Origin of the sequence: Ilumatobacter fluminis (assembly GCF_004364865.1) — a bacterium.
GTDB lineage: Bacteria > Actinomycetota > Acidimicrobiia > Acidimicrobiales > Ilumatobacteraceae > Ilumatobacter > Ilumatobacter fluminis.
The window spans coordinates 3,268,978-3,292,939 of the sequence record NZ_SOAU01000001.1; the positions used below are offsets into that span (position 1 = coordinate 3,268,978).

The window sequence follows — 23,962 nt, forward strand, 5'->3', positions numbered from 1 at the left end:
CGGGCCGCGTCAGGCGCTGCGAAGGGCGTCGCGGAACGGACGCAGGCCGCCCTCGAGTGGACTGGTCGTCTTCACGAACTCCCGGATCACCTCGACCAGATGCTCGGGCTCCTGCACGTGCGGGAAGTGGCCGCAACCCTCCAGGATCTCGAGTCGGCTGTGCGGGATCGCCTCATGGGCGGCGTACGCGTGCTGGACGGGGATGATGCCGTCCTGGTCGCCCCAGACGATGAGCGTCGGCATGGCCGCGGCGAGGTACAGCCGGTCGGTCGCGTTCACGGTCTGGCCACCCGGGTCGATCACCGACCGGATCGTCTTGACGAACGCTCGCCGATTCTCGGCCTGGCTCAGTGAGGCGTAGGCCCGCCACATCTCGCCGAAGTGCGGCACGCTCCAACCGCGGTCGTGGATCGCCTTGCCGACCTCGTTGCCGCCGTCGACGACCATCGGCGGGAAGAACAGCGGCATGAGGTACTCGGCGCCGGGCAACGTGAGGAGTCGGAGGATCCAGCTGACTTCGCGCCCGAGTCCGCCGCTGCCGATCAGCACGAGCCGATCGACCAGATCGGGGTGCTGATAGGCGAGCTGCATCGCGACCCCACCGCCGAGCGAGTGGCCGATCACCGACACCGAACCGATATCGAGCTTGGCGAGCAGGTCGCGCAGTCCACTTGCGAACGCGCCGAGGGAGTAGTCGCCCATCGGCTTGGCCGACTCGCCGTGCCCGAGCAGGTCGGGCGCCAGGACCGAGAAGTCGTCGGCCAGGGCCGGCATGACGTCTTTCCAGGTGCGCGAGTTGCCGGCGAGCCCATGGATGAGCAGCAACGTCGGACGGTCGGAGCCGGCCTCGGCCAGCCGGTACGTCACGTCGTGCCCGTGCAGGGTCACGTGTCGGAGCGGAATTCCCACACCCTCAAGTTACCACCGGGTAACCAGAGGGCAGCAGGGCCGCAAGTCCCGATCATCCCGACGAATGGGGTCAGGCTTGGCCGGTTTGGCGGAGGAAGGTGAGGGCGTCCCAGTAGTCGGTGCGCTTGGCGACCTTGCCGTCGCGGGTCTCGATCACCATCACGCCACGGATCTCGACCGGCTTGCCGTCGCTCGTGGCCGTGAGCCGATACGGCGCGGCGACGTTCGAGCCGTCGACGATCAGCTGCTCGACGTCGTAGCGCAGGCCGGGCAACGACCCGAGGAATCCGGGGAGACGTCGGCGGTACTCGTCGATGCCCTCGCAGCCCGAGCCGAGTGCGGAGGCGTGATCGTTGACGAAGTCGTCGGTGACGTTCGCCGCCACCTGCTCGGGCTCGCCGGTCGCGAAGGCGGCGAGATAGGCCGCTGCGGTGTCGGCGGGCGAGCGTACGGCGTCGGCGTCGGCGGGCGGTGGCACCGGACGTCCTTCGATCAGGGCGCGGGTCCGGTCGGCGGTCGGGAGCGACGGCACCGCCCCGGCCACCGTGGTCGCCAAGGCGCCGTTCGCGGCGGCGAAGCGCAGTGCGTCGGGCAGTTCGTCTCCGGCGGCGAGACGCGCCGACAGCGCTCCACAGAACGCGTCGCCGGCGCCGGTCGTGTCGACCGGGGCGACGGGGAACGGGTCGATGCGGACCGGGTCGCTGCCCGCCTCGACGAGGTCGGCACCCGCCGCGCCGAGCGTGACGACGAGCGTCGTGACACCGAGTTCGGCGAGTCGTTCGGCGCCACCGAGCAGCTCGAGTTCGTGTTCGTTCGGGATGACGATGTCGCAGTGTGCGAGCACCTCGTCGGTGACGTTCTCGGCGGGCGCCGGATTGAGCACGGTCGTCGCCCCGGCCGCCTTGGCGGTCCGGAATGCCTCGGCGACGAGGGCCGGATCGATCTCGAGCTGTGCGATCACCACGCTCGACGCCGGCACCTCACCGAGCGTCACGTGGGCGTTTGCTCCCGGCACGACGATGATCGAGTTCTCGGCGGCGTCGTCGACGCCGATCAGGGCGCGGCCGGTCGGCACACCCGACACGATCGACAGGCCGGCGGCGTCGATGCCGTCGCCGGCGAGCACGCTCCGGAGCACGTCGCCGGCGTTGTCGTCGCCGACCGCTCCGACCATGGCGACGCGCGCCCCGGCGCGGGCAGCCGCCACGGCCTGGTTCAGCCCCTTGCCACCGGGGACTTCGGCGAACGTCGAACCGTTCACCGTCTCGCCCGGCCCGGGCAGGCGCGTCGCCCGCGCCACCAGATCGAGATTGAGACTGCCCACCACGACGACGTCGAACCTGCTCATGGCGGCCACGCTAGAGCGCCGAGTCGATGCGCTCCCAGGCCGTAGCCTGCTCCGGGTGAACGAACCCCGAGCGGAACGACGTCCTCACACCTGGCAGCGCCCGACCGGCGCGGTCGACGACCCGTACGCGTGGCTGCGAGAACGCGACGACCCGGCCACGATCGCCTACCTCGAGGCCGAGAACAGCTACGCCGACGGGTGGTTCGCCGAGCGCCGGGAACTGCTCGACACGCTGTTCGGCGAGATCAAGTCGCGCGTGCAGGAAACCGACGAGGCGGCTCCGGTGCCGTTCGGCGAATGGTTCTACTCCGGCCGCACCGTCGAGGGGCAGAGCTACCCGATTCACTGCCGCGGGCGTTCTGCTGCCACCGCCACCGAGTTCGTCCTGCTCGACCAGAACGCGGAGGCCGACGGACACGAGTTCTTCGACCTCGGCGCCTTCGAGGTCAGCAACGACCATCGCCGCCTCGCCTGGTCGGCCGATGTCACGGGCGCCGAGCACTACACCCTCCGCATCCGCGACCTCGACACCGGCGACGATCTGGCCGACGAATTGCACGACTCGACGTGGGCGGGCGTGGCGTGGTCGGCCGACGCCGACCACCTGTTCTACGTGATGCCCGACGAGCAGGAGCGCCCGTACCGGGTGATGCGGCACCGGGTCGGCACGGCACAGGACGACGACGTCGAGGTGTACCGGGACGACGACGAGCGCTTCTTCGTCGGCATCGGCAGCACCCGGAGCGGCGAGTGGATCGTGATCCAGTCCGGCAGCAAGCTGTCGTCGGAATCGCTGCTGATCCCTGCGAGCGACCCGACCGCCGAGCCGCTGCTGATCCGTCCGCGGGCCGCCGACATGGAGTACCACGTCGACCACTGGGGCGATCGTCTCGTCATCCTGACGAACGACGACGCCGTCGACTTCCGGGTGATGGAGGCGCCGATCGATGCGCCGGGCGACTGGTCGGAGTTGATCGGTCACGAACCAGGGCGACGCATCACGGGGATCGAGCCGTTCGCCGGCCACCTCGCGCTGCACGAGTGGCGTCACGGCCAGCCGCAGGTGCGCGTCGTGACACGGTCCGGCGATCAGACGGTGCTGGCCATCGACCCCGAACCCCACGACGTCGAGTTCGGCCCGAACGAGGAGTGGGACACCACGACGCTCCGGCTGAGCCATCAGTCGCTCACCACGCCGGGTCGGGTGATCGACGTCGACGTCACGACCGGCGACGTCACCGTCGTCAAGCAGGTGCCGACCCCCAACGTCGATCTCGAGGCCTACGTGTCGCAGCGTCTCTGGGCGACAGCCGACGACGGTACCGAGGTGCCGGTCGACATCGTCCGCCACGTCGACACGCCGCTCGACGGCACGGCACCCACCTGCATCTACGCGTACGGGTCGTACGAGGCGTCGATGCCGCCGTGGTTCTCGGTCGCTCGCCTCTCACTGCTCGACCGTGGCGTCGTGTTCGCACTCGCCCACCCGCGTGGCGGCGGCGAACTCGGCCGCAACTGGTATCTCGACGGCAAGCTGCTCCACAAGCGCAACACGTTCACCGACACCCTCGCCGTCCGCGACCACCTGGTCGAGACGAAGGTCGCCGCACCCGATCGGCTCACCATCCGCGGCGGCAGCGCCGGCGGTCTGCTCGTCGGTGCCTGCATCACGATGCGCCCGGACGCCTTCGCCGCCGCCGTTGCCGAAGTGCCGTTCGTCGACGTCGTCTCCACGATGAGCGATCCGTCGCTCCCGCTCACGGTCACCGAGTGGGAGGAGTGGGGCGACCCGCGGTCGGAGCCGTTCGCGTCGTACATGGCGTCGTACTCGCCGTACGACAACACGGTCGCCGCCGCGTACCCGGCCCTCTACATCACGGCCGGCCTGAACGACCCGCGGGTCAGCTATCACGAGCCGGCCAAGTGGACCGCCAAGCTGCGAGACGTCCGGACGAACGATGTGCCGCTCCTGCTCCGAACGGAGATGGGCGCCGGACACGCCGGCCCCAGCGGCCGCTACGAAGCCTGGCGCGACGAGTCGCGATCACTCGCCTTCATCCTCACCACCACCGCACCCACCACCCCCTGACGCCCGACCCGGACGAAGGCGTGAACAAACTGCGGAATAGTTCCGCAGTTTGTTCACGCAAACGTGGCGAGGGCGGCGAGGGTGAGGAAGGCGGCGTTCCTGGCGAGGTGGGCGGGGCCGATGGGTGACGCCGACCACTGGCCGAAACACGCACACGAGGGGCGATCGCCGTCGCGCATGCGCACGGCGAGCAGGGCCGAGAAGGCGACGAGCATCAGCGCGGCCGCCACCGCCGGCCACGGCACCCAGAGCTGGACGATCAGCAAGGCACCGATGACGAGTTCGATCCACGGCACCGCCACGGCGGCGACGTCGGGGGCGCCGAGGTTGCGGGCGTCCGTGCGCCACTGCTCCCCCGCGGCGAGCTTGGAGGCGCCGGCGACCACGAACACGGCGCCGAGCAGCACCGAGGCGACGATGCCGACGGTGTTCACGCGCCGAGTTGGATCGTGAGCCCCTCGCGAGCGACCACGACGTTGGGGGTGCAGTGACGTCCGCACACCGAGGCGACCTGATCGAGCATGCGGTCGTCGTGCATCGGGTCGTGGTGGAACAAAGCGACCTGCTTGGCGCCGGCGGCCTTGCCGGTCCAGATCGCGTAGTCGATCGTGCAGTGACCCCACGTCGAACGCTGGATGAACTCGTCGCGGGTGTACTGGGCGTCGTGGATCAGCAGGTCGACATCTCGGCACAGCGCCTCGACGCCGGGGCACATGTCGTACACGTCGACGCCGGGTTGCTGATGATCGCTCAGGTACGCGACCGAGATGCCGTTCCAGTCGACCCGGTACCCGAGCGTGCGCCCGATGTGCGGGATGTACCGGCTCGTCACCGTGACGTCGCCGATGCGCACCTCGTCGTTGCCGAGATCGTGGAACACCACCTCGCCGGGCAGGTCGGCGACACCGACCGGGAAGAGGGGCGGACAGAGGATCGTGTCGATCACGTCGGCCACCGACTCGTGGCGTTCGGGACGGGGCGCATACAGGTCGAGCCGGTTCCCGGGGGCGAGGAGCGGCGGGAAGAACGGCAGGCCCTGGATGTGGTCCCAGTGGAGGTGGCTGACGAAACAGTCGGCGTGAAAGCCCTCGGTGCTGCGCTCGACGCCGAGGTAACGCGATCCGGTGCCGAGATCGAACATGATCGGGTCGTGTCCGGGCACGTCGACGGCGACGCACGACGTGTTGCCGCCGTAGCGCGAGACCTCGGGACCGTGACAGGGGGTGGACCCCCGGACCCCGTAGAACGTGACGTCGATCGTTGCCCCCTCGATGGGCACGAACGCTAGACGAAGATGAACGATCGGTGAAGGGGCGGAGCGACGACGTCCGTCACATCTGAACGCGGACGTTCACCCGTCGTGGCCGGCGGCGGCGATCGCCGCACTCGCCGCGGCCACGCCCGAGCCGGCCGTCGGGGCGCCGAGGTCGGCGAGCGCCGACTCGATGGCGCCGAGCACGCCCAGCACCATCGGCGCGTTGACGTGGCCCATGTGGCCGATGCGGAACGAGGTGCCGGGTTCACCGCCGATCCCGACACCGAGGGTCACACCGAACTGATCGCGGCAACGGTGGGCCAGCGCATCGGCGTCGATCGACCCGGTCCGGATGGACGTGACGGCGTGCGAGCGCTGTTCCGCGACAGCCGCCGTGAACCCGAGACCGCCCTCGGTCGACCAGGCACGCACCGCAGCCCGGACTGCGTCGGCGAGGCGGACGTGTCGGGCGTAGCGCTCCTCGAGGCCTTCCTCGTCGATCATGCGGAGCGCCTCGCGGAGGCCGAACAGGTGTGACACCGGCGGCGTGCCGCAGAAGCGGAGGTAGTACGGGCCGTCCTCGGTGCGGTACGTCCAGTCCCAGTACCGCGTGCGCAGGTCGGCCGACTCGTGGGCGGCCAACGCCTTCGGGCCGGCCCACACCATGGCGAGTCCGGGTGGCGTCATCAGCCCCTTCTGGCTGGCCGAGATCGTGACGTCGACCCTCCATGCGTCCATCTCGAACCGCTCGCAGCCCATCGAGGCGATGCAGTCGACCATGAACATCGCCGGGTGGCCGGCCGCATCGATCGCCGACCGGATCGCCGGGATGTCGTTGCGCACCGACGACGCCGTGTCGACATGGACCGTGAGCACCGCTGCGATCTCGTGGCCGGTGTCGGCGGCGAGCCGTTCTTCGACGACGGCCGGGTCGATCGCCCGACCGAACGGGGCCGTGATCGTCTCGACGCGGAGCCCGTTGAACTCGGCCATCTCGCCCCAGATCGCGGCGAACCGGCCGCAGTCGAGCACGAGCACGAGTTGGCCGCGCGACAGGGTGTTCGACAGCGCCATCTCCCACCCGGCGTGACCGTTGCCGATCGGGACGAACGCCCGGCTCGTCGTGCCGGCGATCGCCGGCAGCGCATCGAACACCTCGTCGATGACATCGGTCAGGTCTCCGGCGTAGATGTCGGGCATCGAGCGGTGCATCGCGTTGAGGACGCGAGCGGGCATCACGCTCGGACCCGGGATCGCCACGACTTCCGGTCCGGCGGCGAGGAGGGGTGCGTTCGACGGTGGCATCGTCGGCGATTCTGGCATGCAGGTCAGACGGGACGGGCTTCGGCGAGCGCCGCCGCACCGATCAACGCCGGATACTCGGCGGTCGATCGGACCAGCCGCCCGGTACCACCGTGGTCGACGTAGCTCGCGGTCATCGGTTCGACGAACTGCGGCCAGGCTCCGGTGATGCCACCGGACAGTGCGATCACGTCGGGAGCGGCCACGTGGAAATAGCGGGCCATGCCGAGACCGAGATGATGGCCGTACCAGTGCAGCGCCGCCACGGCCGACTCGTCGCCGTGTGACGCTCGCACGGCGATCTCGGCGACGTTCACGTCGTCGGTGGAGCGCGCTGCATGGTCGGCTCGCAGGCCACGTGTGCTCACGACGTCTTCGAACGTGCCGTCGAGATAGGGCGTGGCCCACAGATCGTCGTGGCCCGGCTGTGGCACACCGTCGATCAACAGCGCCGAGCCGACCCCGGTGCCGAGCGTGACGGCCCCGACATTGCCGACGGGGCGCCCCTGCTCGACCCACATACCGACCGCTGCGGCTGCGGCGTCGTGCACGAAGAACGGCTCGAGCCCCGTGCGGGCTCGCAGCTCGGCACCGAGGTCGACGCCGCGCAGCGCCGCGAACTTGTGCTCCATGTGGGATACCCCGGCCTCGAAGTCGAACGGATCGGGCATCGCCACGACGACCGAGCTCGTCTCGTTCGTGACGACGTCGGCGATCAGGGACACGAAGTGCCCGACGATCGAGGCGGCCGGCTCGGACTGGCGGCTCGACACGGTGGTCGGGTCACCGTCGATCCGGCACGCCGAGACACGGGCGACCGTCACCGTCGTCCCGCCGACGTCGAGCACCACGAACGTGCGTCCACCGGTCATGGCGCCACCCTACGTGCCGCTCAGCGGATGGCTGCGGAGCGGCGGTCGACCGACGACGGCCCGCCGACGATGGAGCCGGTCCATGCACGCTCGGCGATCGCATCCAGCCTCGGAAACAAGCGATCGCGGATCGCTGCCTCGTCGTGGACGTACTCGGTCCACAGGCACGCCTGGAGCCCGACGATGTGGGCGCGCTCGGCGGGCGACCAGCCCGACTCGGGGTCGAACGCGCACACGTCGGCCAGCGATGTCGCGCCCGCCCAACTCATGCCCGGGGTCTCCCACGCACTGTTCTCGGCCATGTCGAGGTAGTAGGCCTGACCCGGAGCGATGACGACGTCGAAGCCGCGGGCAGCGAGTTCGCGATTGATGTCGATCGACTGCCAGCCGACGACGTACCCGTCACCCGGCACGGCACCCCTCGTGCGCGCCGCTTCCTCCCAGGCGCCCACAGCGCGACCGGTTCGTTCGCGGATCGCCTCGACGACCTCGCGGTGGATGGCCGCCTCGATCTCGTTCGTCGTCGACAGGCCGTTCGCACGCGCCCACTCGCGGGCGATCGGCGAACCGCTCCACGCACCGTCGGGGACCTCGTCGCCGCCGACGTGGATCCACGGTGACGACGGGAAGAGCTCGGCGACCGCGTCGACGACGTCGGTGATGAACCGCCGGGTCGCCGGGGCGCCGGGCACCAGCACGTTGTCGACGAAGTACTGCACGCTCGTGGCCGCCGAGGTGTCGTCGGGGTCGCGCAGCTGCGGCATCGCCACCAGTGCGGCATGCAGATGGCCGGGCAGGTCGATCTCGGGGACGAGCACGACACCCAACTCGTCGGCGCGCCGCACCCAGCGACCGATCTCGTCGGGCGTGTAGCCGCGCCCGGTGGGATCGGCGCCCGAGCCCAGCAGGGGTGGCACCGGCAGGCCGTGGCCACGCCGACCACCGATCTCGGTCAGCACCGGGTGGGCCGGTACCGGGAGCCGCCAGGCCTCGTCGTCGGTCAGGTGGAGGTGGACTCGCGACAGCTTGCGCCACGCCGCATCGTCGATCAGACGCTCGACCACGTCGGGTTCGAACCACTGACGGGCGACGTCGAGATGGACGCCACGCCATGCGTACCGGGGCCGGTCGACGACACGCGCTGCGGCGGGCAGACCGCACGGCAACCACTGCGCGAGCGTGACGAACGCGTACCGGAAACCGTCGATGTCACCCGCGGTCACCTCGACGGACGTGCCGTCGACGAGTATGCGGTAGGCCGACGCCCCCAACCGGGCGTCGAGACGGGCCGACACCGTGGCGATCCCGTCATCGGTCAGGACGGGCCGGCCGCGACGGGTCGTGAGCGCTTCGGTCGCTCGCCACGCGACATCGGCGCCATCGTCGAACGCGGCGAGGCGAGCCGTCGTCGTCGACGTTCTCGTGTCGTCGGTGACCGCCACGTGCGACGGGTACGGCAGCAGTGCCGGGCGATCGTCCGGCGTGTCGCCCAACTGGAGGTCGTGCACGCTCGGCCGAGCGGTTGCGAGCGCCGGCGGGCCCGTCATCGGGACGACGTCGACCGCGATCGTCGAACCGTCCGCCGTCACGACGTACGACGATGCCGGGCCGTCGTTGGCATGGCGGGCCTGATGGCTGACCTCGCACTCACCGATCGCCCACGAGGCTCCGGCGGCGAGCGAGGCCGGCTCCGAGGCGGTGACGAGGTGATAGCTGGCCAGCTGTTCGACGAGCTCGATTGCGTCGCTGTCGATCGGGGTCAGCTGTTGCAGCGACGTGAAGGCGAGCTGCCAGCCGGCATCGAGGTCGATCGCCGCCTCGAATCGGAGTGTGACCCTGCGGGCGATGTCGTCGTACGACGACCAGAGTGTTCCGGCAGCCGTCACCGCTCACTCCCGACGGTCATGAGCGCGGAGCGGTGAGCGCCCAAGGCACCGAGCTCGATACCCGGCACAGCGGCACGCACGCGTCCCGACAGGTCGATCTCACGCAGGAACGGTGCCCGCCGCTCACGTTCGGCCAGATCGGACCGGACCGCGTCGGCGAGGCGATCGCCGAGCGCGACCGCAACGCCCCCGCCGAGGACGATGTGTTCGACATCGTTCATGAGCACGGCGAGCTGCACCGCCCAACCGAGCGCGCCGACCATGTCGCCGCAGATCTGAGCCGCCGTCTCGGCTGCGACACCGGAGCCATCCGCCGTCTCGAACAGTTCGACGACGGCACCGTCGAGTCCCTCGGCGCGCATGCGGGCGATGACGCTACGACCGGACGCGATCGCCTCGATGCAACCGGACTGCCCACAGACACACCGCTCGACTCGGCCGGGCAGGGGTACGTGACCGAGCTCGCCGGCTGCGCCGACCGCTCCCCGGACGATGTCGCCGGCGACGACCGTGCCGGCAGCGACGCCGGTGCCGATGCTGAGGTAGGTCAAGCTCGAGTCGGGGGCGAACAGCGCCGTGCATGCACCGAGCGCCGCGGCGTTGACATCGTTCTCCACCCTGACCGGCAACGCCGTCCGATCGGCGAGTCGGCCGGCGAGATCGAGCTTGCCGTCGATGCCGACGTTGAGCGCCATCGCGACGACACCGTCTCGCACCGTCCCGGGGATCCCGATCCCGATGGTGGACGGTCGCGACGGCGATGCCTCGATCGCGGCGGCGACGCGACATGTCAAATCGTCGACGAGCGGCTCGGGGCCGGGCACCGTCGGGGCCACGTCGTGGTGGACGGCCCGGTCGGCGTGGTCGAACACGACCACACGGGTCGTCGTCCCGCCGATGTCGATCCCGATCCCGTACGAGTTCGGGCTCATCGCTGCAACGGTCCGGTCGTCATGCCAGCGCTGATCCTAGATCGCGCCCGGTCAGCCGGTGATGGTGAACACGACCCGGTCGAGCAGCGCCGCCGTGGCGGCCGCCGTCGCCCGGTCGACCGGCTCGAGCGCCTCGGGGGCCTGACGGATGGCGAGTACGTGGTCGACGAGCGGCCCGTACTCCGGCGCTTCCGAGACGAGGTACTCCCCCGCCGCCGACTTCGAGAACACACGGCCGGTTCGATACGTGGCGAACATGCGGGCGATGCCGAGCACGCACCACTCGGTGACCTCGGCGTCGAACTGCGATCGTTCGGGGTCGTCGGCTGCCGCGTTGATCGTCTCCGCCACCTGCTTCCAGTACGTGCCGACGTTGTCGCGCACGAACATCCGGCGGTCGTCGACGTCGGTGACCACCCCGAGCGCCGCCGGGTCTGGGCCGCGAACGGCGACGCCGTGGACGGCCAACGTGTACCAGGTGATCGGATTGATCTCGAAGCAGTCACCGTCGTGGCGGAACTCGCCGTCGAGCGACCACGGTCGGTGGAGCGAGATCGGTGCGACGGTGACGTCACCCCACGCCAGGCGGGGCCCGTCGATCGACCGGTCGAGTTCGGCCGTCGCCACGTCGTGCGCCTCGCGGAGGAGGACAGCGTCGTCGTCGGTGGCAGGGTCGGCGGTGAACGCGACGATGTCGATGTCGGAGCGGGGTTGCCAATCGTCGAGGGCCAGCGAACCGACGGCGTAGAGCCCCTCGATCACGCCCGGCGCCACCTCGTCGTGGACCGCCAACCATCGGTCGAGCGCGGAGCGGGCCTCGTCGGGGAGCATGCGCCCAGTCTGGCGTCGCTCCGACACGTTCGGGCGTGGACCGGCTTGGCAGCATCGGCGGATGACCGCAGCGGCTCCCGGCACACAGGAATGGTTCGACCAGGTGGTGGAGGACGTGATCGACCCCGACCGCCCGATCGTCGATCCGCACCATCACCTGTGGAAGCCCGACGGCGCGATCCCGTACGGCATGGCCGATCTGCATGCCGACGCCGGCGACGGTCACCACATCGAGCGGACGGTGTTCATCGAGTGCCACTCGTGCTACGACCACGAGGCCGAACCACACCTTCAGTCGTTGGGCGAGACCCGCTTCGTGGCCGCCGAGGCTGCCGCCGATACGACCGGGCTGATCGGCGGCATCGTCGCCAGCATCGATCTGCGGCGCGACGATCTCGACGAACTCCTCGATCTCCACGTCGACGCCGGTGGCGGCCTCTTCAAGGGCGTCCGCCACGCCCTCGCCTCGTGCAGCCGACCCGAGGCACTCCGCATCCCGGGGCGCGCACCGGCCGACCTGGCCCACCAGCCCGACTTCCGACGAGGTGTCGCCCGGCTGGGCCAGCGCGGGTTCACCTACGACTCGTGGCACTACCACGACCAGAACCGCGACTTTCTCGAGCTCGCTCGTGCGACGCCGGGCACGACGATGGTGCTCGATCACTTCGGGACACCGCTCGGGGTCGGTCCGTGGGCCGACCACCGCGAGGAGATCTTCGAGCAGTGGAAGGTCGACATCGCCGACATCGCCGAGTGCCCGAACGTGGTGGCGAAGCTCGGCGGGATGGCGATGCCCGACAACGGGTACGGCTGGCATGCGGCCGAACGTCCGCCGACGAGTGACGAGTTCGTGGCCGCGCAGCGGGCTCACTACCTGCACACGATCGAGTGCTTCGGCCCCGAGCGCTGCATGTTCGAGTCGAACTTCCCGGTCGATCGGTTCTCGCTGTCGTACCGAACGGTGTGGAACGCCTTCAAGAAGATCGCCGACGAGTTCACCGACGCCGAACAGGACGAGTTGTTCCGCGGCACGGCGTCGAGGGTCTACTCCCTGTAGCGCCGGGGGCGCGCTTGCGCAGCCGGGTTCTCGTTCGTCAAGCGATAATCAAGAGATTGCGTTAAGAGTTTAAAATCGATGCAAAGTGGGGATGCTGCAACCATGACGACGCAGCCCTCCCCCACCACCTCGAGCGATCGCGGGTTCTCGCTCATCGAGATGCTGGTGGTCATCACCGTGCTCGGGATCCTGGCCACCATCGTGGTCTTCGCCGTTCGGGGCGGATCAGACGACGCGCAGGCGGCGACGATCGCCGCCGACGAGCGCACGATCGAGACGGCGCAGGAGGCCTACGCCGCGCAGTTCGGCCACTACGCCGAGGAGGACGAACTCGTGTCGGCCGGCCTGTTGCGCGAGGCATCGGAGTTGCACGACGTCGTCGTCGAGAACACCACCTACCGGGTCGTCCGCGCCGACGGCAGCACGACGACCGTCGCCTCATCGACGACCGCTGTGCCCGTGACGACCGCCCCGACCACGACCGCGGCCCCGACCACCGCCGCGCCCACCACGACCGCAGCACCCACCACGACCGCAGCACCCACCACGACCGCAGCACCCACCACGACCGCAGCACCCGCCACGACCGCGGCACCCACGACCACGGTCGCTCCGGCGAAGCCGGTGCCGGCCGGCACGGCCTGCGTTCTCACGGTGACCGACGCATGGAGCAGCGGCGCCAACGTGACCCTGAAGGTCACCAACGACAGCGATCGCCGCGTGAGCACCTGGGCGGTCGAGGTCGACACGAAGGGGTATGCGCTGCGGACCTGGAACGCCACCGCCGTCGCATCGGGCACCTCGACCATCGTCTCGAACGCCCGCCACAACGGGACCATCGCAGTCGGCGCGGCGATCACGACCGGCGGCCAGCTCAGCGGCAGCGGTCTGTCGGCCGGCCAGACCTTCTCGTGCACCGACGTCACGCCAGAGCCCGACCTCGACGCCGTGACCTGCTCGCTCGACACGACCAGCATCTGGTGGAAGGACAGTGGCGCCGTGAGCCTGACCGTGACGAACAAGGGCACGGTCGACCTCGCCAGCTGGAAGGTGAGAATCACCACCGGCGAGGTTCCGCTCGGCGGCTGGCACAACGCCACCGTCGCGGCGAGCGATGCCACGAGTGTGACCCTCAGCGGCGACGACTGGGACGCCTTCATCCCGGCCGGGGGCAGCTACACGAAGGCCGGCGGCCAGTCGAACAGCGGCCTGACCATCGGTCAGTCGTTCCCCTGCACGGTCATCGAGGCCAACTGAGGCCGCAACCGAGTCCGGTTGGAGTGGCCGCCGTGTTCTTCGATCGAAACCAGATCGTTGGGCTCGCAGTGGCCTGACGCCAGGAGGGCACACTCGGCGGAACGAAGCTCCGCCGGCGACGAGAGGTCAGCCGAGCCAACGGGCGGCGAACGCCTCGGCGGAGGCGTCGGCGTGATCGCTCACGAGTGAGTCGAACGCCGTCTCACCGTTCGTGAGCCACGGCTCGGTCTCGGTGTGCACCACGGTGCCGGACGCTCGCTCGACCACTCGGGCGCGACGCCCGCCGGTCGACAGGGAGTCATTGGCGCCGAAGCCGACGGCGAACGCCGCCACGGCGAGGATCGGCCGCTTCCAGCCCGGCGTGGGGGCGATCTGCAGGTCGAAGCGTTCGGCGGCCGTCTCCATGCTTCGTTCCTACCGGCGAACGCCCACGAAGCCACCAAGATGTACGTGGGGAAGTAGCTTCCAATTATCACGATCTTTACACCTTCATGCTGTTGTAGCGAACGTGTGTCTGCTACCATGGATCCATGTTCGAGGCCGTCCTCGACACCGTGGTCGGCATGACCGACGCCGAGATCACCGAAGCGCTGCGTGCCAACGAACTCGCCGCCCGCTCCGCCGCTGCCGAACGAGCCGCCCTGATCGCCGTTGCCGAGAACCGCGGCATCTACCGCATCACCCACCGATCGTCGGCCGGCTGGCTCCGAAGCGAACTCGACTGCGGTGACGGCACCATCGGCCGCGACCGAGCCCTCGCCCGCCTCCTCGACACCCACCCCACCATCGGCGAGGCCCTCGCCGCCGGACGGTTCTCGACCGACCACGCCCTCCAGATCGGCCGCATCTTCCAGAACCCGCGCATCGCGAACCTGCTCGGCACGATCGTCGACGTCCTCGTCGAACTCGCCGAACACCGTTCCTACGCCGAGTTCCGCGGCGACATCGACGCCCTGATCGAACAACTCGACACCGACGGCGCGTTCGCCGACCTCGCCGACGCCGTCGAATCACGCGACGCACGCGTCGTCGACCTCAACGGCGAAGTCGTCATCGAAGCCTCCGGCGGCGACCCGATCCAAGCCACCCAACTCGTCGCGGTGTTCGAAGCATTCGTCGAAGCCGAATACCAACACGACCTCACCCAACGCCGCGCCGAACACCCCGACGACCCCGAACAATGGCCGCTGCCGCGCACCGCCGGCCAACGACGCTTCGACGCCCTCATCGCCATGGTCGCCGCCGCCGCCGCATCACCCGACGGACGCGCCCTGCCCGAACCGACCGTCGCGATCATCATCGACGACCACTCCACCCACGAAGTCCTCACACACGCCGGCATCACCCTCCCATCCGGCGACATGATCGACGACCAACCAATCATCGCCGACCCCGACACCGGCGAACAGCTCGACGCCGCCATGAACGGCCTCGCCGAAGCACTCCTCGACGACCCCGAAGCCTTCCTCGAACGCCGCTGCGAAACCTCCACCGGCTCGAAAATCCACCCGATGATCGCCCTCCGGGCCCTCCTCACCGGCCACGTCCGCCGAGTCGTCGTCGACTCCAACGGTCACGTCATCGACTACGGCACCAAACAACGCCTCTTCACCGGACCCGCCCGACAAGCAGCACTCCTGCTCGCCAGCACATGCATCTACCCCGGCTGCCGACTACCCGCACGAATGTGCCAGGTCGACCACAACGAACCGTGGTCGACCGGAGGCCCCACCGACCAAACCAACGCCGTGCCACTCTGCGGCGTCCACAACCGCATCAAACACCGTGACGGCCTCACCATCGTCCACGACGACCACGGCCGCCCCCACACCCAACGCCCTGACGGAACCATCATCCTCCCCGTCGGCGAACGCCCACCCGACATCGCCCCCACCAACCCCATCGACACCATCCTCATCCACCTCCAACAACTCCCCGCCGCCTGACGCGAACGAGCGCGGTCGACGGGTGGGCTCGGTCAGTCGACGCCGCCGTGGTCCGCGGTCGCGAAGAAGGTGCGAAGCGCGCGACTCAGGACAGCGCCGGGGACCGTGGCGTGGAACTCGTCGTCGATCTCGGCACTGACCAGCGTGAGAGTCGGATCACTCCTCGAGGCGAGCTGGCGTACGAATCGGCGCATGTCGGCCACCATGTCGAGATGCGCCGACGGCGGTTTCGCGACGTGCCCCGTCGGGAGGTTCCGACCCTCGATGCGGCGACCGGCGTCGGTCTCGAGCGACCCGATGCCGAAGTACACCTCCGAGCGCAGGCCATCTCGTTCGCTCGCACTGCGTTCGATGTCGAAGATGGCCTCGCCGTCCCACCACAGCGACGGACTACTCACGATGTACCGATCGAAGGTGGTCGGTGCGGTGAGCAACGCGTACGTTCCGAACAGTCCCCCGAGCGAGTGGCCGAAGTACGTGGTGTCGTCGGACGCGCCCGGGAACCGCTCGGACAACCACGGTCGCAGCTCGGTCGAGATGAACTCGATGAAGGCGTCGGCACCACCCGAGGCGGCGGCTCGAGGGATCGGCGTCGGGGTGAGATCTCGGGTCCTGACGCTGATGGTGTCGACGATGGTCGCAGCGTCGGGGTACCCCACGCCCACGACGAGAAGTGATGGGACGAGCGCGGGGATCTGCATCATTCGAACCGTGTCGACCGTGAGCCCGAACAGGCCGTTCGCATCCGTCACCACGAGGACTCCGCGCGGCTCGGCGCCACAGTGGCCGACGAAGATGCGAAAGGTGTCCTCGACCGAATCGGACCAGAGGTCGTGGACGTCGGTGCCTCCCAGTGCGTTCGCCATTCGTCCAGTCTTGTCGGTGTGTCCCTGTCCGCGTCGACGATCCGTCGCTCCCCTCGTCGATGCAGCCATCTGCTCGTTAGGTTCCGGCCATGACCGATCTCCATGGCACCATCGACGACCGCTTCGAGCCGCTCGCCCGCATCCTGCACCAGCAGCTCGAGAACGGGTACGACCTGGGCGCGTCGCTGGCCGTGGCCGTCGACGGCGAGGTCGTCACCGACTGCTGGGGCGGCTGGGCCGACGAGGCGAAGACGCAGCCGTGGGAGTCGGACACCATCACCAACGTGTGGTCGACGACCAAGACAATGACGGCGCTGTCGGCACTCCTGCTCATCGATCGCGGACAGCTCGACCCGAACGAGAAGGTGGCGGCCTACTGGCCGGAGTTCGGTTCGAACGGCAAGGGCGACATCGAGGTGCGGCACCTGATGAGCCACACCAGCGGCGTGTCGGCATGGGCCCAGCCGGTCACGCCCGACGACATCCTCGACGACGACAAGGCGACCGAGATGTTGGCGGCCCAGGCGCCGTGGTGGAAAGCAGGCACCGCCTCGGGCTACCACGCCCTCAACCAGGGCCATCTGGTCGGCGAGGTCATCCGCCGAGTCGACGGTCGTGGCCTCAAGCAGTTCTTCGCCGACGAGATCGCCGGCCCGCTCGGCGCCGACTTCACGATCGGGTCACCCGAGAGCAACTGGGGTCGCATCAGCAACGTCGTCCCGCCGCCGCCCCTCCCGATGCCGGAAGAGATCGACATGGAGAGCGTCATGATCAAGACGTTCACCGGTCCGGCGCCGGAGGCGTCGATCGCCCATACCGAGGGCTGGCGCAATGCCACGATCGGCGCCGCCAACGGCCACGGCAACGCCCGCTCCGTGGCGACGATCCAGTCGGCGGTGTCGAACGGCGGCGCGGCCGGCGGCACGCAACTGCTGTCGGCCGACACGATCGAGCGGATCTTCGACGTGCAGTCGTCGGGCGTCGACCTCGTGCTCGGCATGCCCGTGTGCTTCGGCCTCGGCTACGCCATCGCCAATCCCGACGACGCGGCGGGCATCACGAGCGGCCGGGTGTGTTACTGGGGCGGCTGGGGCGGATCGATCGTCGTCAACGATCTCGACAACCGCGTCACCATGGCGTACATGATGAACCGGATGCAGGCCGGCCTGGTCGGCAACGAGACCAGCTTCGCGCTGCTCACCGAGCTCCGGTCGATCCTCGCCTGACGACGAGCGCCGGAGAGGACGGCAGGTAGCCTCTCGCGCGTCATGGCGCACGAATTCATCTACACGTGTTACAAGCTCGCTCGTCACTATCCGCCCGATCGGACGGTGCTCGAGAACATCTCGTTGTCGTTCTACCCCGGCGCCAAGATCGGCGTCATCGGCTCCAACGGCGCCGGCAAGTCGTCGCTGCTCAAGATCATGGCCGGTCTCGACGACGGCTACTCGGGCGAGGCACGTCTCACGCCGGGCTTCACCGTCGGCTATCTGGCCCAGGAGCCGGAGCTCGATCCGAACAAGGACGTGAAGGGCAACGTCATGGACGGCGTCGCCGCCGTCCAGTCGATCATCGACGAGTACAACGAGGTCATGGCCCAGTGGGCCGACCCCGACGCCGACTACGACAAGATCGGCAAGCGACAGGCCGAACTCGAAGACAAGATCGCCGCCACGGACGCCTGGTCGCTCGAGCGCAACGTCGACATCGCGATGGACGCCCTCCGCTGCCCGCCCGACGACGCCGACGTCACCAAGCTGTCCGGCGGTGAGAAGCGCCGTGTGGCACTCGCCCGCCTCCTCCTCTCGCGGCCCGACCTGCTGCTGCTCGACGAGCCGACCAACCACCTCGACGCCGAGTCGGTCTACTGGCTCGAGCGTTTCCTCAAGGACTACACCGGCACCGTCGTGGCGATCACCCACGACCGCTACTTCCTCGACAACGTCGCCCAGTGGATCCTCGAGCTCGACCGCGGCCGTGGCATCCCGTTCGAGGGCAACTACTCGTCGTGGCTCGAGCAGAAAGAAGCTCGCCTCGCCCAGGAGGAGAAGTCGAACGAGGCACGCCGCCGCTCACTGCAGCGCGAACTCGAGTGGGTCCAGATGGCCCCGAAGGCCCGCCAGGCCAAGGGCAAGGCTCGCCTCGCCGCCTACGAGAAGCTGCAGCAGGAAGCCGAGCAGTCGACCGATGCCGACCGGCGTCTCGAGATCGCCATCCCGCCGGGCCAGCGCCTCGGCGACACGGTGATCGAGGTCGACGGTCTCAAGAAGGCGTTCGGCGACAAGCTGCTGTTCGACGATCTCTCGTTCACCCTGCCGCCCGCCGGCATCGTCGGCGTGATCGGCCCGAACGGCGCCGGCAAGACGACCCTGTTCCGCATGCTGGTCGAAGCCGCCGGTGGCGAAGGTGGCGTGGCCGCCGACGCCGGCGACATCAAGGTCGGCGACACGGTCCAGCTCAGCTACGTCGACCAGAGCCGCGACCACCTCGACGGCGACAAGACCGTCTACGAGGAGATCACCGAGGGTGTCGAGCACATGAAGGTCGGCAACCGCGAGATCCACGGTCGCGCCTACTGCGCCAGCTTCAACTTCAAGGGCACCGATCAGCAGAAGCCGGTCGGCAAGCTCTCCGGTGGCGAGCGCAACCGCGTCCACCTCGCGAAACTGCTCAAATCGGGTGGCAACGTGCTGCTGCTCGACGAGCCGACCAACGACCTCGACGTCGACACCTTGCGCGCACTCGAGGCCGGCCTCGAATCGTTCCCCGGTTGCGCCGTCGTGATCAGCCACGACCGCTGGTTCCTCGACCGCATCGCCACCCACGTGCTGGCGTTCGAGGGCGACAGCCAGGTCCGCTGGTTCGAGGGCAACTTCAGCGAGTACGAGGACTACAAGCGCAAGGTGCTCGGCGAAGACCCCGACCAGCCGCACCGCATCAAATACAAGAAGCTGGCATAGGCCTGTGCCCGACCTCGCGCTGCGCCACTGGATCTACGACGCCCTGGCGACGAGGGGGCGGGCACCGTCGAAGCACGAGGTTGCCGACCGTGTCGGTGGCGAGGCAGCAGCGACCACCGCACTCGCCGACCTGCAGGACGCGCACATGGTCGTGCTCGGAGCCGACGGCGACATCACGATGGCACTGCCGTTCGCCAACCGCCCGACCGGGCACGTCGTCGTCGGTGACGAGATGTCGTGGTGGGCCAACTGTGCCTGGGACGCGCTCGCGATCCCGGCGGCGATCGGCTGCGACGCCACGATCGAGGCCGACTGGCTCGACACCGGTCGACCGGTCGACCTCGCAGTACGCGACGGTGACCTCGTCGGCGACACCGAAGGCTTCGTCCACTTCCACGTGCCGGCCCGCCGCTGGTGGGACGACATCGAGGAGACTTGACGCACCATCCGGTTCCTCCGGTCGGAGGACGCAGCGCCCGAACTCGGAGCGAGCGTGCCGATTCCGTCGATGTGGTCGATGACGCAACAGTGGTACGGCGACCGGCTCGACCCTGCGTGGCGACCGGCCGACGTCGCCCGTCTCCAGACGCTCCTCACCGACGCCGGCCTCACCTCGTCGTTCTGGCGGCTGACCTGACCAAGACGACCTAGCATCGCCCCATGACGACGGGCGACCACCTGGTCGAACGAGTGCGGACGATCTGTGCCGAGTTGTCCGGCACGACCGAGAAGATGAGCCACGGGGCTCCCTCGTTCTTCGCCGGCAAGCAGTACGCGGCGGTGCGGCCCGACGGCCATCACGACCGCACCGCGCCGCACCTCGTGTGCGCCGCACCACCCGGCGTGCAGCAGGAACTCGTCGACGACGACCCCGAACGCTTCTTCGTTCCGCCGTACGTCGGTGGTCGCGGCTGGATCGGCGTGTTGCTCACCGGCGACGTCGACTGGGACGAGATCGCCCAGATCCTGGGCGAAGCCCACTCGACCGTCACAGCTTGAGCGGTTCTTGATCTTTCCCCGAACCTCCCTGAGGGAAGGCGCGCTCGAATGGTCCGCACAACACCCCACGAGCCCGGTTGACGCCTCCCTTTCCCCTCCGCTGTTCGCTGACCACAAGCGACGCCAGTCACCCGCCGAGCACGTGGGGTGTTGTCGCGTCCGCTCGTCGGCACCCGTCTTGCCCAGATCCTGAACAGAACCCGACCGTGACCACGGATGTGACCGCTCGGATGGTGGCCGAAAGGTCAGGACATGAGCATTCGAATCCCCACGGTGCTCGGCGCCGCAGCGCTGGCAGCCATCACCATCATCACGACGACGGGCAACACCTCGCTCTCGGCGGCCGGCATCAACCCGGTCGACCCGGCCCTCGGCTTCAACCTCTTCGTGGAGAACGACGCCGAACTGAACCGCAACGAATCCGAAGGTGCGGTCGCCATCGGCGGTGACCTGACGATGAACGGCAACTACCGCTCGCAGTTCATCGGCACCGGTCCGACCGTCGGCACGGTCTCCGACGTCGGTCTCGTGGTCGGCGGCATCGTCGACCTGGCGTCGAGCGCAGGCGTCATGGAGGTGCAGTCCGGTTCCGCTGCGATCGTGGGCGACACCTCCAACGGCGAACTCGTCCTCAATGGCGGCACCAACCACTTCGTCTCGCCGGGCGGCGACTCGGGCTCGTTACCCCAACTCCGCTTCAACGGTGCCGGCACCCTGATCGAAAACGCGCCGATCAACTTCACCGGTGCGTTCACCACCCTCCGCGCCTCCTCCACGGCGATGTCGTCATTGTCGAGCGACACCTGCGCCACCGTGGCCGAGGTGCTGCTGCGCGACCAGAACAACCAGGGGCCGTGGCCCGGCTTCGGTAGCGGCAATCTCGACCTGACGCCTGGTGTCACCAACGTCTTGAACATCGACCTGGCGACGATCGCCGCGCTCACCTCGGTCAACAACGAATCGCCGAACAGTTCGACGCCGCTGGTCATCAATGTGACGGACCCCGGCGCGATCGTCTTCACCCCGCCGACGTGGGCAGCCACCCAGAACGCCGCGTCGTACGTGTTGTGGAACTTTCCGAACGCGACCGAGATCGTCGTCACGAGTGGGAACACGATCTGGGGCACCGTGTTCGCCCCGTTCGCCCGCTTCGTCGACAACGGGTCGGGCAACACCGAGGGCAACGTCATCGCCGCTTCCGCAGTGATGGGTGTCGCGCCCGGCGGCGACGCCGGCGAGATCCACAACGGCCACCTGTTCCAGGGCACCATCGACTGCATCGACACCCCGGCGACGACGACCACCACGACCACCGTCGCACCCACCACCACGACCACCACCACGGTCGCACCCACCACCACGACCACCACCCCCACCACGGTCGCACCCACCACGACGACCACCACCACCACCACGGTCGCACCCACCACCACGACCACGGTCGCGCCCACCACCACCGCAGCGCCCACCACCACGACCACGGTTGCGCCCACCACCACCGCAGCGCCCACCACCACGACCACCACCACGACCACCCCCACGACCACCCCCACGACCACGGTCGCACCCACCACCACCGCACCGACCAGCGTGGTTCGTCCGACGACGACGGTCGACCCGACGTTCGGCCAGTCGCCGCAGGTGCCAGGGGGCGACGAGGGCTTGATCGTCGAGCAGCCCACGACCTTCGTGACGCCGACGCCTGCGACGCTGCCGAGCACCGGTTCGTCGGCCGGCGAGAGCGTTCGACTGGCGATCGTGCTCGTCGCCGTCGGCGCCATGGCACTGATCGTCAGCCGACGACGCAACGCCTGACGGACATCGACCCCGGTCAGGTGCGCCGGTAGAGCAGATCGGTCGCCGTGCGGCCGGCCGCGAGCCCTTTGCGCTCGTAGCGGGTGACCGGGCGCCAGTCGGGACGGTCGATGACGCCGCCGGTCAGATCCGGGTGGTCATCGCACACCCGCAACGCCTGGGCGGCGTAGTCGTCGATGTCCGTGGCGATGTGCACGAAGCCGCCCGGCGCGAGCAGCGCCACGAACCGGTCGACGTTGCGTTCGCTCGCCATCCGACGGTGACGATGGCGTGCCTTCGGCCACGGATCGGGAAAGTAGATCCTGATGCCCGCCAGTGACTCGGGCGCCACGCGGTCGAGGAAGCCGAGCGCGTCGCCGTGCAGGAGGCGGACGTTGTCGAGGCCCATCGTCTCGATGCGGGCGAGGGTCGATGCGATACCGGGCGTGTGGACGTCACACCCGACGACGTCCACGTCGGGCTCGTTCGCCGCCATGGCCGTGAGCGTGTCGCCGAAGCCGATCCCGATGTCGACGACGAGCGGTGCCTCGCGACCGAACACGGCGACGGGGTCGAACCCCTCCCCCGCCTCGTCGACGCACCAGATCGGCGTCAACCGCTCCATCAACGCCGCTCGTTCGGTCGAGAGCGGGCGACGGCGTGGCTTGAAGGTCCGCACCGGCGGTCGGACGGGCTCCGGCATCAGTACTGGGTGCTCCGGAACTTGTCCATCAGGTGGCGGCCCGCCGTGATCGGCTCGTGACGCGGCACGTCCCCGGGAGCCACACACGTCGGAATGCACTCGATCCGGGCATCCCAGTTCGCGTTGTGGAAGAACGCCATCGACTGACGCTCGGGGCTCCCTGCCACACCGGCCGGTGGCACGACGACCCGATGCAACGTCGAACGCCACGCGTCGTTCGTCCACCGTTCGAGTGCATCGCCGACGTTCACCACGTAGGCGCCGTCGACGGCGGCGACCGGGTGCCACGCACCATCGACTCCACACACTTCGAGCCCACCCGGTGCGTCGTCCTGTCGCAACAGCGTCAGCGTGCCGTAGTCGGAATGTGCACCGGCCCGCAGTTGTCCGGGCTCGACGCCTCGACCACGGAGATCGGGGTAGTGCAACACGCGCAGCGCCGAGGTGTGATGGTCGATCGACGGCACGAAGAAATCGGCCGGTAGTCCGAGTCCAGTCGCCATCATCGACATCAGCCGGTCGACCAACCCTGCCATTGCTTCGTACTGGGCGCGCATTGCCGACTCGAAGCCCGGCAACGACGACGGCCAACGGTTCGGCGAGAACACGAACGCCGCCGACGGGTCGTCACGAACCGCGGCTGGCGGATCGACGAACGGACCGACCGAGAACGTCTCTTTCAGGTCGGGCGGCGTGTGCGCGCCACGACTCGCCGCCAACCGCTCCACCGCGAACGGCCCGTAGCCGTATGCGTCGCCCTCCGGGATCGACAACGCGAGCTTGTCGTCGAGCGGGAGTCGGAAGAACTCGGTCGCAGCGTCCCACGCGGCGCGCTCGACGACCGGATCGAGTCCGTGGCCGACGATCTGGAAGAAACCCACCTCGCGGCACGCGCGATCGATCGCCTGCGGCGCGTCGTCGGACGTCAGGTCGATGGTGGGGACCAACCCCACCGT

The 23,962-nt window shown here is 68.9% G+C and carries 22 protein-coding genes; 9 read left to right on the forward strand and 13 right to left on the reverse strand.

All coding sequences use genetic code 11. The annotated features are described in order from the left end of the window. Positions 1–9: 9 nt before the first annotated feature. Together BDK89_RS14810 and BDK89_RS14815 are read right to left on the reverse strand one after the other, a co-directional pair. A complete protein-coding gene (locus BDK89_RS14810) occupies positions 10–909 on the reverse strand; it encodes an alpha/beta fold hydrolase (protein WP_208294083.1) in 900 nt (299 codons plus the stop codon). 70 nt (positions 910–979) lie between these two features. After that, a complete protein-coding gene (locus BDK89_RS14815; RefSeq protein ID WP_133869681.1) occupies positions 980–2,257 on the reverse strand; it encodes a PfkB family carbohydrate kinase in 1,278 nt (425 codons plus the stop codon). A gap of 46 nt (positions 2,258–2,303) precedes the next feature. Between BDK89_RS14815 and BDK89_RS14820 the strand changes: the two genes are divergently transcribed. Then, positions 2,304–4,346 carry a S9 family peptidase gene (locus BDK89_RS14820; protein WP_424955304.1) on the forward strand — a complete coding sequence of 681 codons (2,043 nt, stop codon included), beginning with the start codon at positions 2,304–2,306 and terminating at the stop codon, positions 4,344–4,346. Positions 4,347–4,399: 53 nt separating this feature from the next. Here BDK89_RS14820 and BDK89_RS14825 read toward each other — a convergent pair whose 3' ends face one another. From BDK89_RS14825 to BDK89_RS14855, 7 genes are all read right to left on the reverse strand, one after another. Further along, complete coding sequence (locus BDK89_RS14825; protein WP_133869683.1) at positions 4,400–4,780, reverse strand: MauE/DoxX family redox-associated membrane protein; 381 nt, start codon at positions 4,778–4,780, stop codon at positions 4,400–4,402. Then, positions 4,777–5,625, reverse strand: coding sequence for an MBL fold metallo-hydrolase (locus BDK89_RS14830; protein WP_133869684.1), 849 nt, complete (start codon positions 5,623–5,625; stop codon positions 4,777–4,779). The genes BDK89_RS14825 and BDK89_RS14830 overlap by 4 nt, the downstream gene beginning before the upstream one ends. A gap of 72 nt (positions 5,626–5,697) precedes the next feature. Beyond that, entirely contained in the window at positions 5,698–6,906 is a 1,209-nt protein-coding gene (locus BDK89_RS14835; protein WP_133869685.1) for a pyridoxal-phosphate-dependent aminotransferase family protein, read from the reverse strand. A 23-nt stretch (positions 6,907–6,929) separates the two neighbouring features. Further along, positions 6,930–7,775: an ROK family protein gene (locus BDK89_RS14840; protein ID WP_133869686.1), complete on the reverse strand. Its 846-nt coding sequence runs from the start codon at positions 7,773–7,775 to the stop codon at positions 6,930–6,932. 20 nt (positions 7,776–7,795) lie between these two features. After that, positions 7,796–9,661 (reverse strand): beta-N-acetylhexosaminidase, encoded by a 1,866-nt coding sequence (locus BDK89_RS14845; protein WP_133869687.1) that lies wholly within the window; start codon positions 9,659–9,661, stop codon positions 7,796–7,798. Further along, positions 9,658–10,593, reverse strand: a complete 936-nt coding sequence (locus tag BDK89_RS14850; RefSeq protein WP_133869688.1) for an ROK family protein — start codon at positions 10,591–10,593, stop codon at positions 9,658–9,660. Before BDK89_RS14850 ends, BDK89_RS14845 begins: the two co-directional genes overlap by 4 nt. A gap of 51 nt (positions 10,594–10,644) precedes the next feature. Further along, positions 10,645–11,424, reverse strand: a complete 780-nt coding sequence (locus BDK89_RS14855) for an aminoglycoside adenylyltransferase domain-containing protein (RefSeq protein WP_133869689.1) — start codon at positions 11,422–11,424, stop codon at positions 10,645–10,647. 61 nt (positions 11,425–11,485) lie between these two features. Here BDK89_RS14855 and BDK89_RS14860 point away from each other — a divergent pair, with 61 nt between their 5' ends. Next, positions 11,486–12,481 carry an amidohydrolase family protein gene (locus BDK89_RS14860; RefSeq protein ID WP_133869690.1) on the forward strand — a complete coding sequence of 332 codons (996 nt, stop codon included), beginning with the start codon at positions 11,486–11,488 and terminating at the stop codon, positions 12,479–12,481. A gap of 102 nt (positions 12,482–12,583) precedes the next feature. Continuing rightward, positions 12,584–13,738, forward strand: coding sequence for a cellulose binding domain-containing protein (locus BDK89_RS14865; RefSeq protein ID WP_166657780.1), 1,155 nt, complete (start codon positions 12,584–12,586; stop codon positions 13,736–13,738). Between the two features lie 126 nt (positions 13,739–13,864). On the opposite strand, the gene BDK89_RS14870 is transcribed toward BDK89_RS14865, so the two are convergent. After that, entirely contained in the window at positions 13,865–14,143 is a 279-nt protein-coding gene (locus tag BDK89_RS14870; protein ID WP_133869692.1) for a hypothetical protein, read from the reverse strand. A 125-nt stretch (positions 14,144–14,268) separates the two neighbouring features. On the opposite strand from BDK89_RS14870, the gene BDK89_RS14875 reads away from it, so the two are divergent. Then, on the forward strand, positions 14,269–15,684 hold the full coding sequence (locus tag BDK89_RS14875) for an HNH endonuclease signature motif containing protein (protein ID WP_133869693.1): 1,416 nt from the start codon (positions 14,269–14,271) through the stop codon (positions 15,682–15,684). Positions 15,685–15,716: 32 nt separating this feature from the next. Here BDK89_RS14875 and BDK89_RS14880 read toward each other — a convergent pair whose 3' ends face one another. Beyond that, entirely contained in the window at positions 15,717–16,550 is an 834-nt protein-coding gene (locus BDK89_RS14880) for an alpha/beta hydrolase (RefSeq protein ID WP_166657596.1), read from the reverse strand. Between the two features lie 89 nt (positions 16,551–16,639). Between BDK89_RS14880 and BDK89_RS14885 the strand changes: the two genes are divergently transcribed. From BDK89_RS14885 to BDK89_RS22595, 5 genes are all read left to right on the forward strand, one after another. Beyond that, a complete protein-coding gene (locus tag BDK89_RS14885) occupies positions 16,640–17,776 on the forward strand; it encodes a serine hydrolase domain-containing protein (protein WP_133869695.1) in 1,137 nt (378 codons plus the stop codon). Between the two features lie 42 nt (positions 17,777–17,818). After that, the gene (gene ettA / locus BDK89_RS14890) at positions 17,819–19,510 is read left to right on the forward strand and encodes an energy-dependent translational throttle protein EttA (protein WP_133869696.1); all 1,692 of its coding nucleotides are present in this window, start codon (positions 17,819–17,821) and stop codon (positions 19,508–19,510) included. A gap of 4 nt (positions 19,511–19,514) precedes the next feature. Then, on the forward strand, positions 19,515–19,949 hold the full coding sequence (gene merB, locus BDK89_RS14895) for an organomercurial lyase (protein ID WP_133869697.1): 435 nt from the start codon (positions 19,515–19,517) through the stop codon (positions 19,947–19,949). A 221-nt stretch (positions 19,950–20,170) separates the two neighbouring features. Beyond that, positions 20,171–20,509, forward strand: coding sequence for an MmcQ/YjbR family DNA-binding protein (locus BDK89_RS14900; RefSeq protein WP_133869698.1), 339 nt, complete (start codon positions 20,171–20,173; stop codon positions 20,507–20,509). Between the two features lie 252 nt (positions 20,510–20,761). Further along, positions 20,762–22,324: a collagen-binding domain-containing protein gene (locus BDK89_RS22595; RefSeq protein WP_133869699.1), complete on the forward strand. Its 1,563-nt coding sequence runs from the start codon at positions 20,762–20,764 to the stop codon at positions 22,322–22,324. 16 nt (positions 22,325–22,340) lie between these two features. Here the strand turns inward: BDK89_RS22595 and trmB are convergent, their stop codons facing one another. Beyond that, positions 22,341–23,006: a tRNA (guanosine(46)-N7)-methyltransferase TrmB gene (gene trmB, locus BDK89_RS14910; RefSeq protein ID WP_133869700.1), complete on the reverse strand. Its 666-nt coding sequence runs from the start codon at positions 23,004–23,006 to the stop codon at positions 22,341–22,343. Then, on the reverse strand, positions 23,006–23,959 hold the full coding sequence (locus BDK89_RS14915; RefSeq protein WP_133869701.1) for an isopenicillin N synthase family dioxygenase: 954 nt from the start codon (positions 23,957–23,959) through the stop codon (positions 23,006–23,008). The genes trmB and BDK89_RS14915 overlap by 1 nt, the downstream gene beginning before the upstream one ends. Between the last annotated feature and the right edge of the window lie 3 nt (positions 23,960–23,962).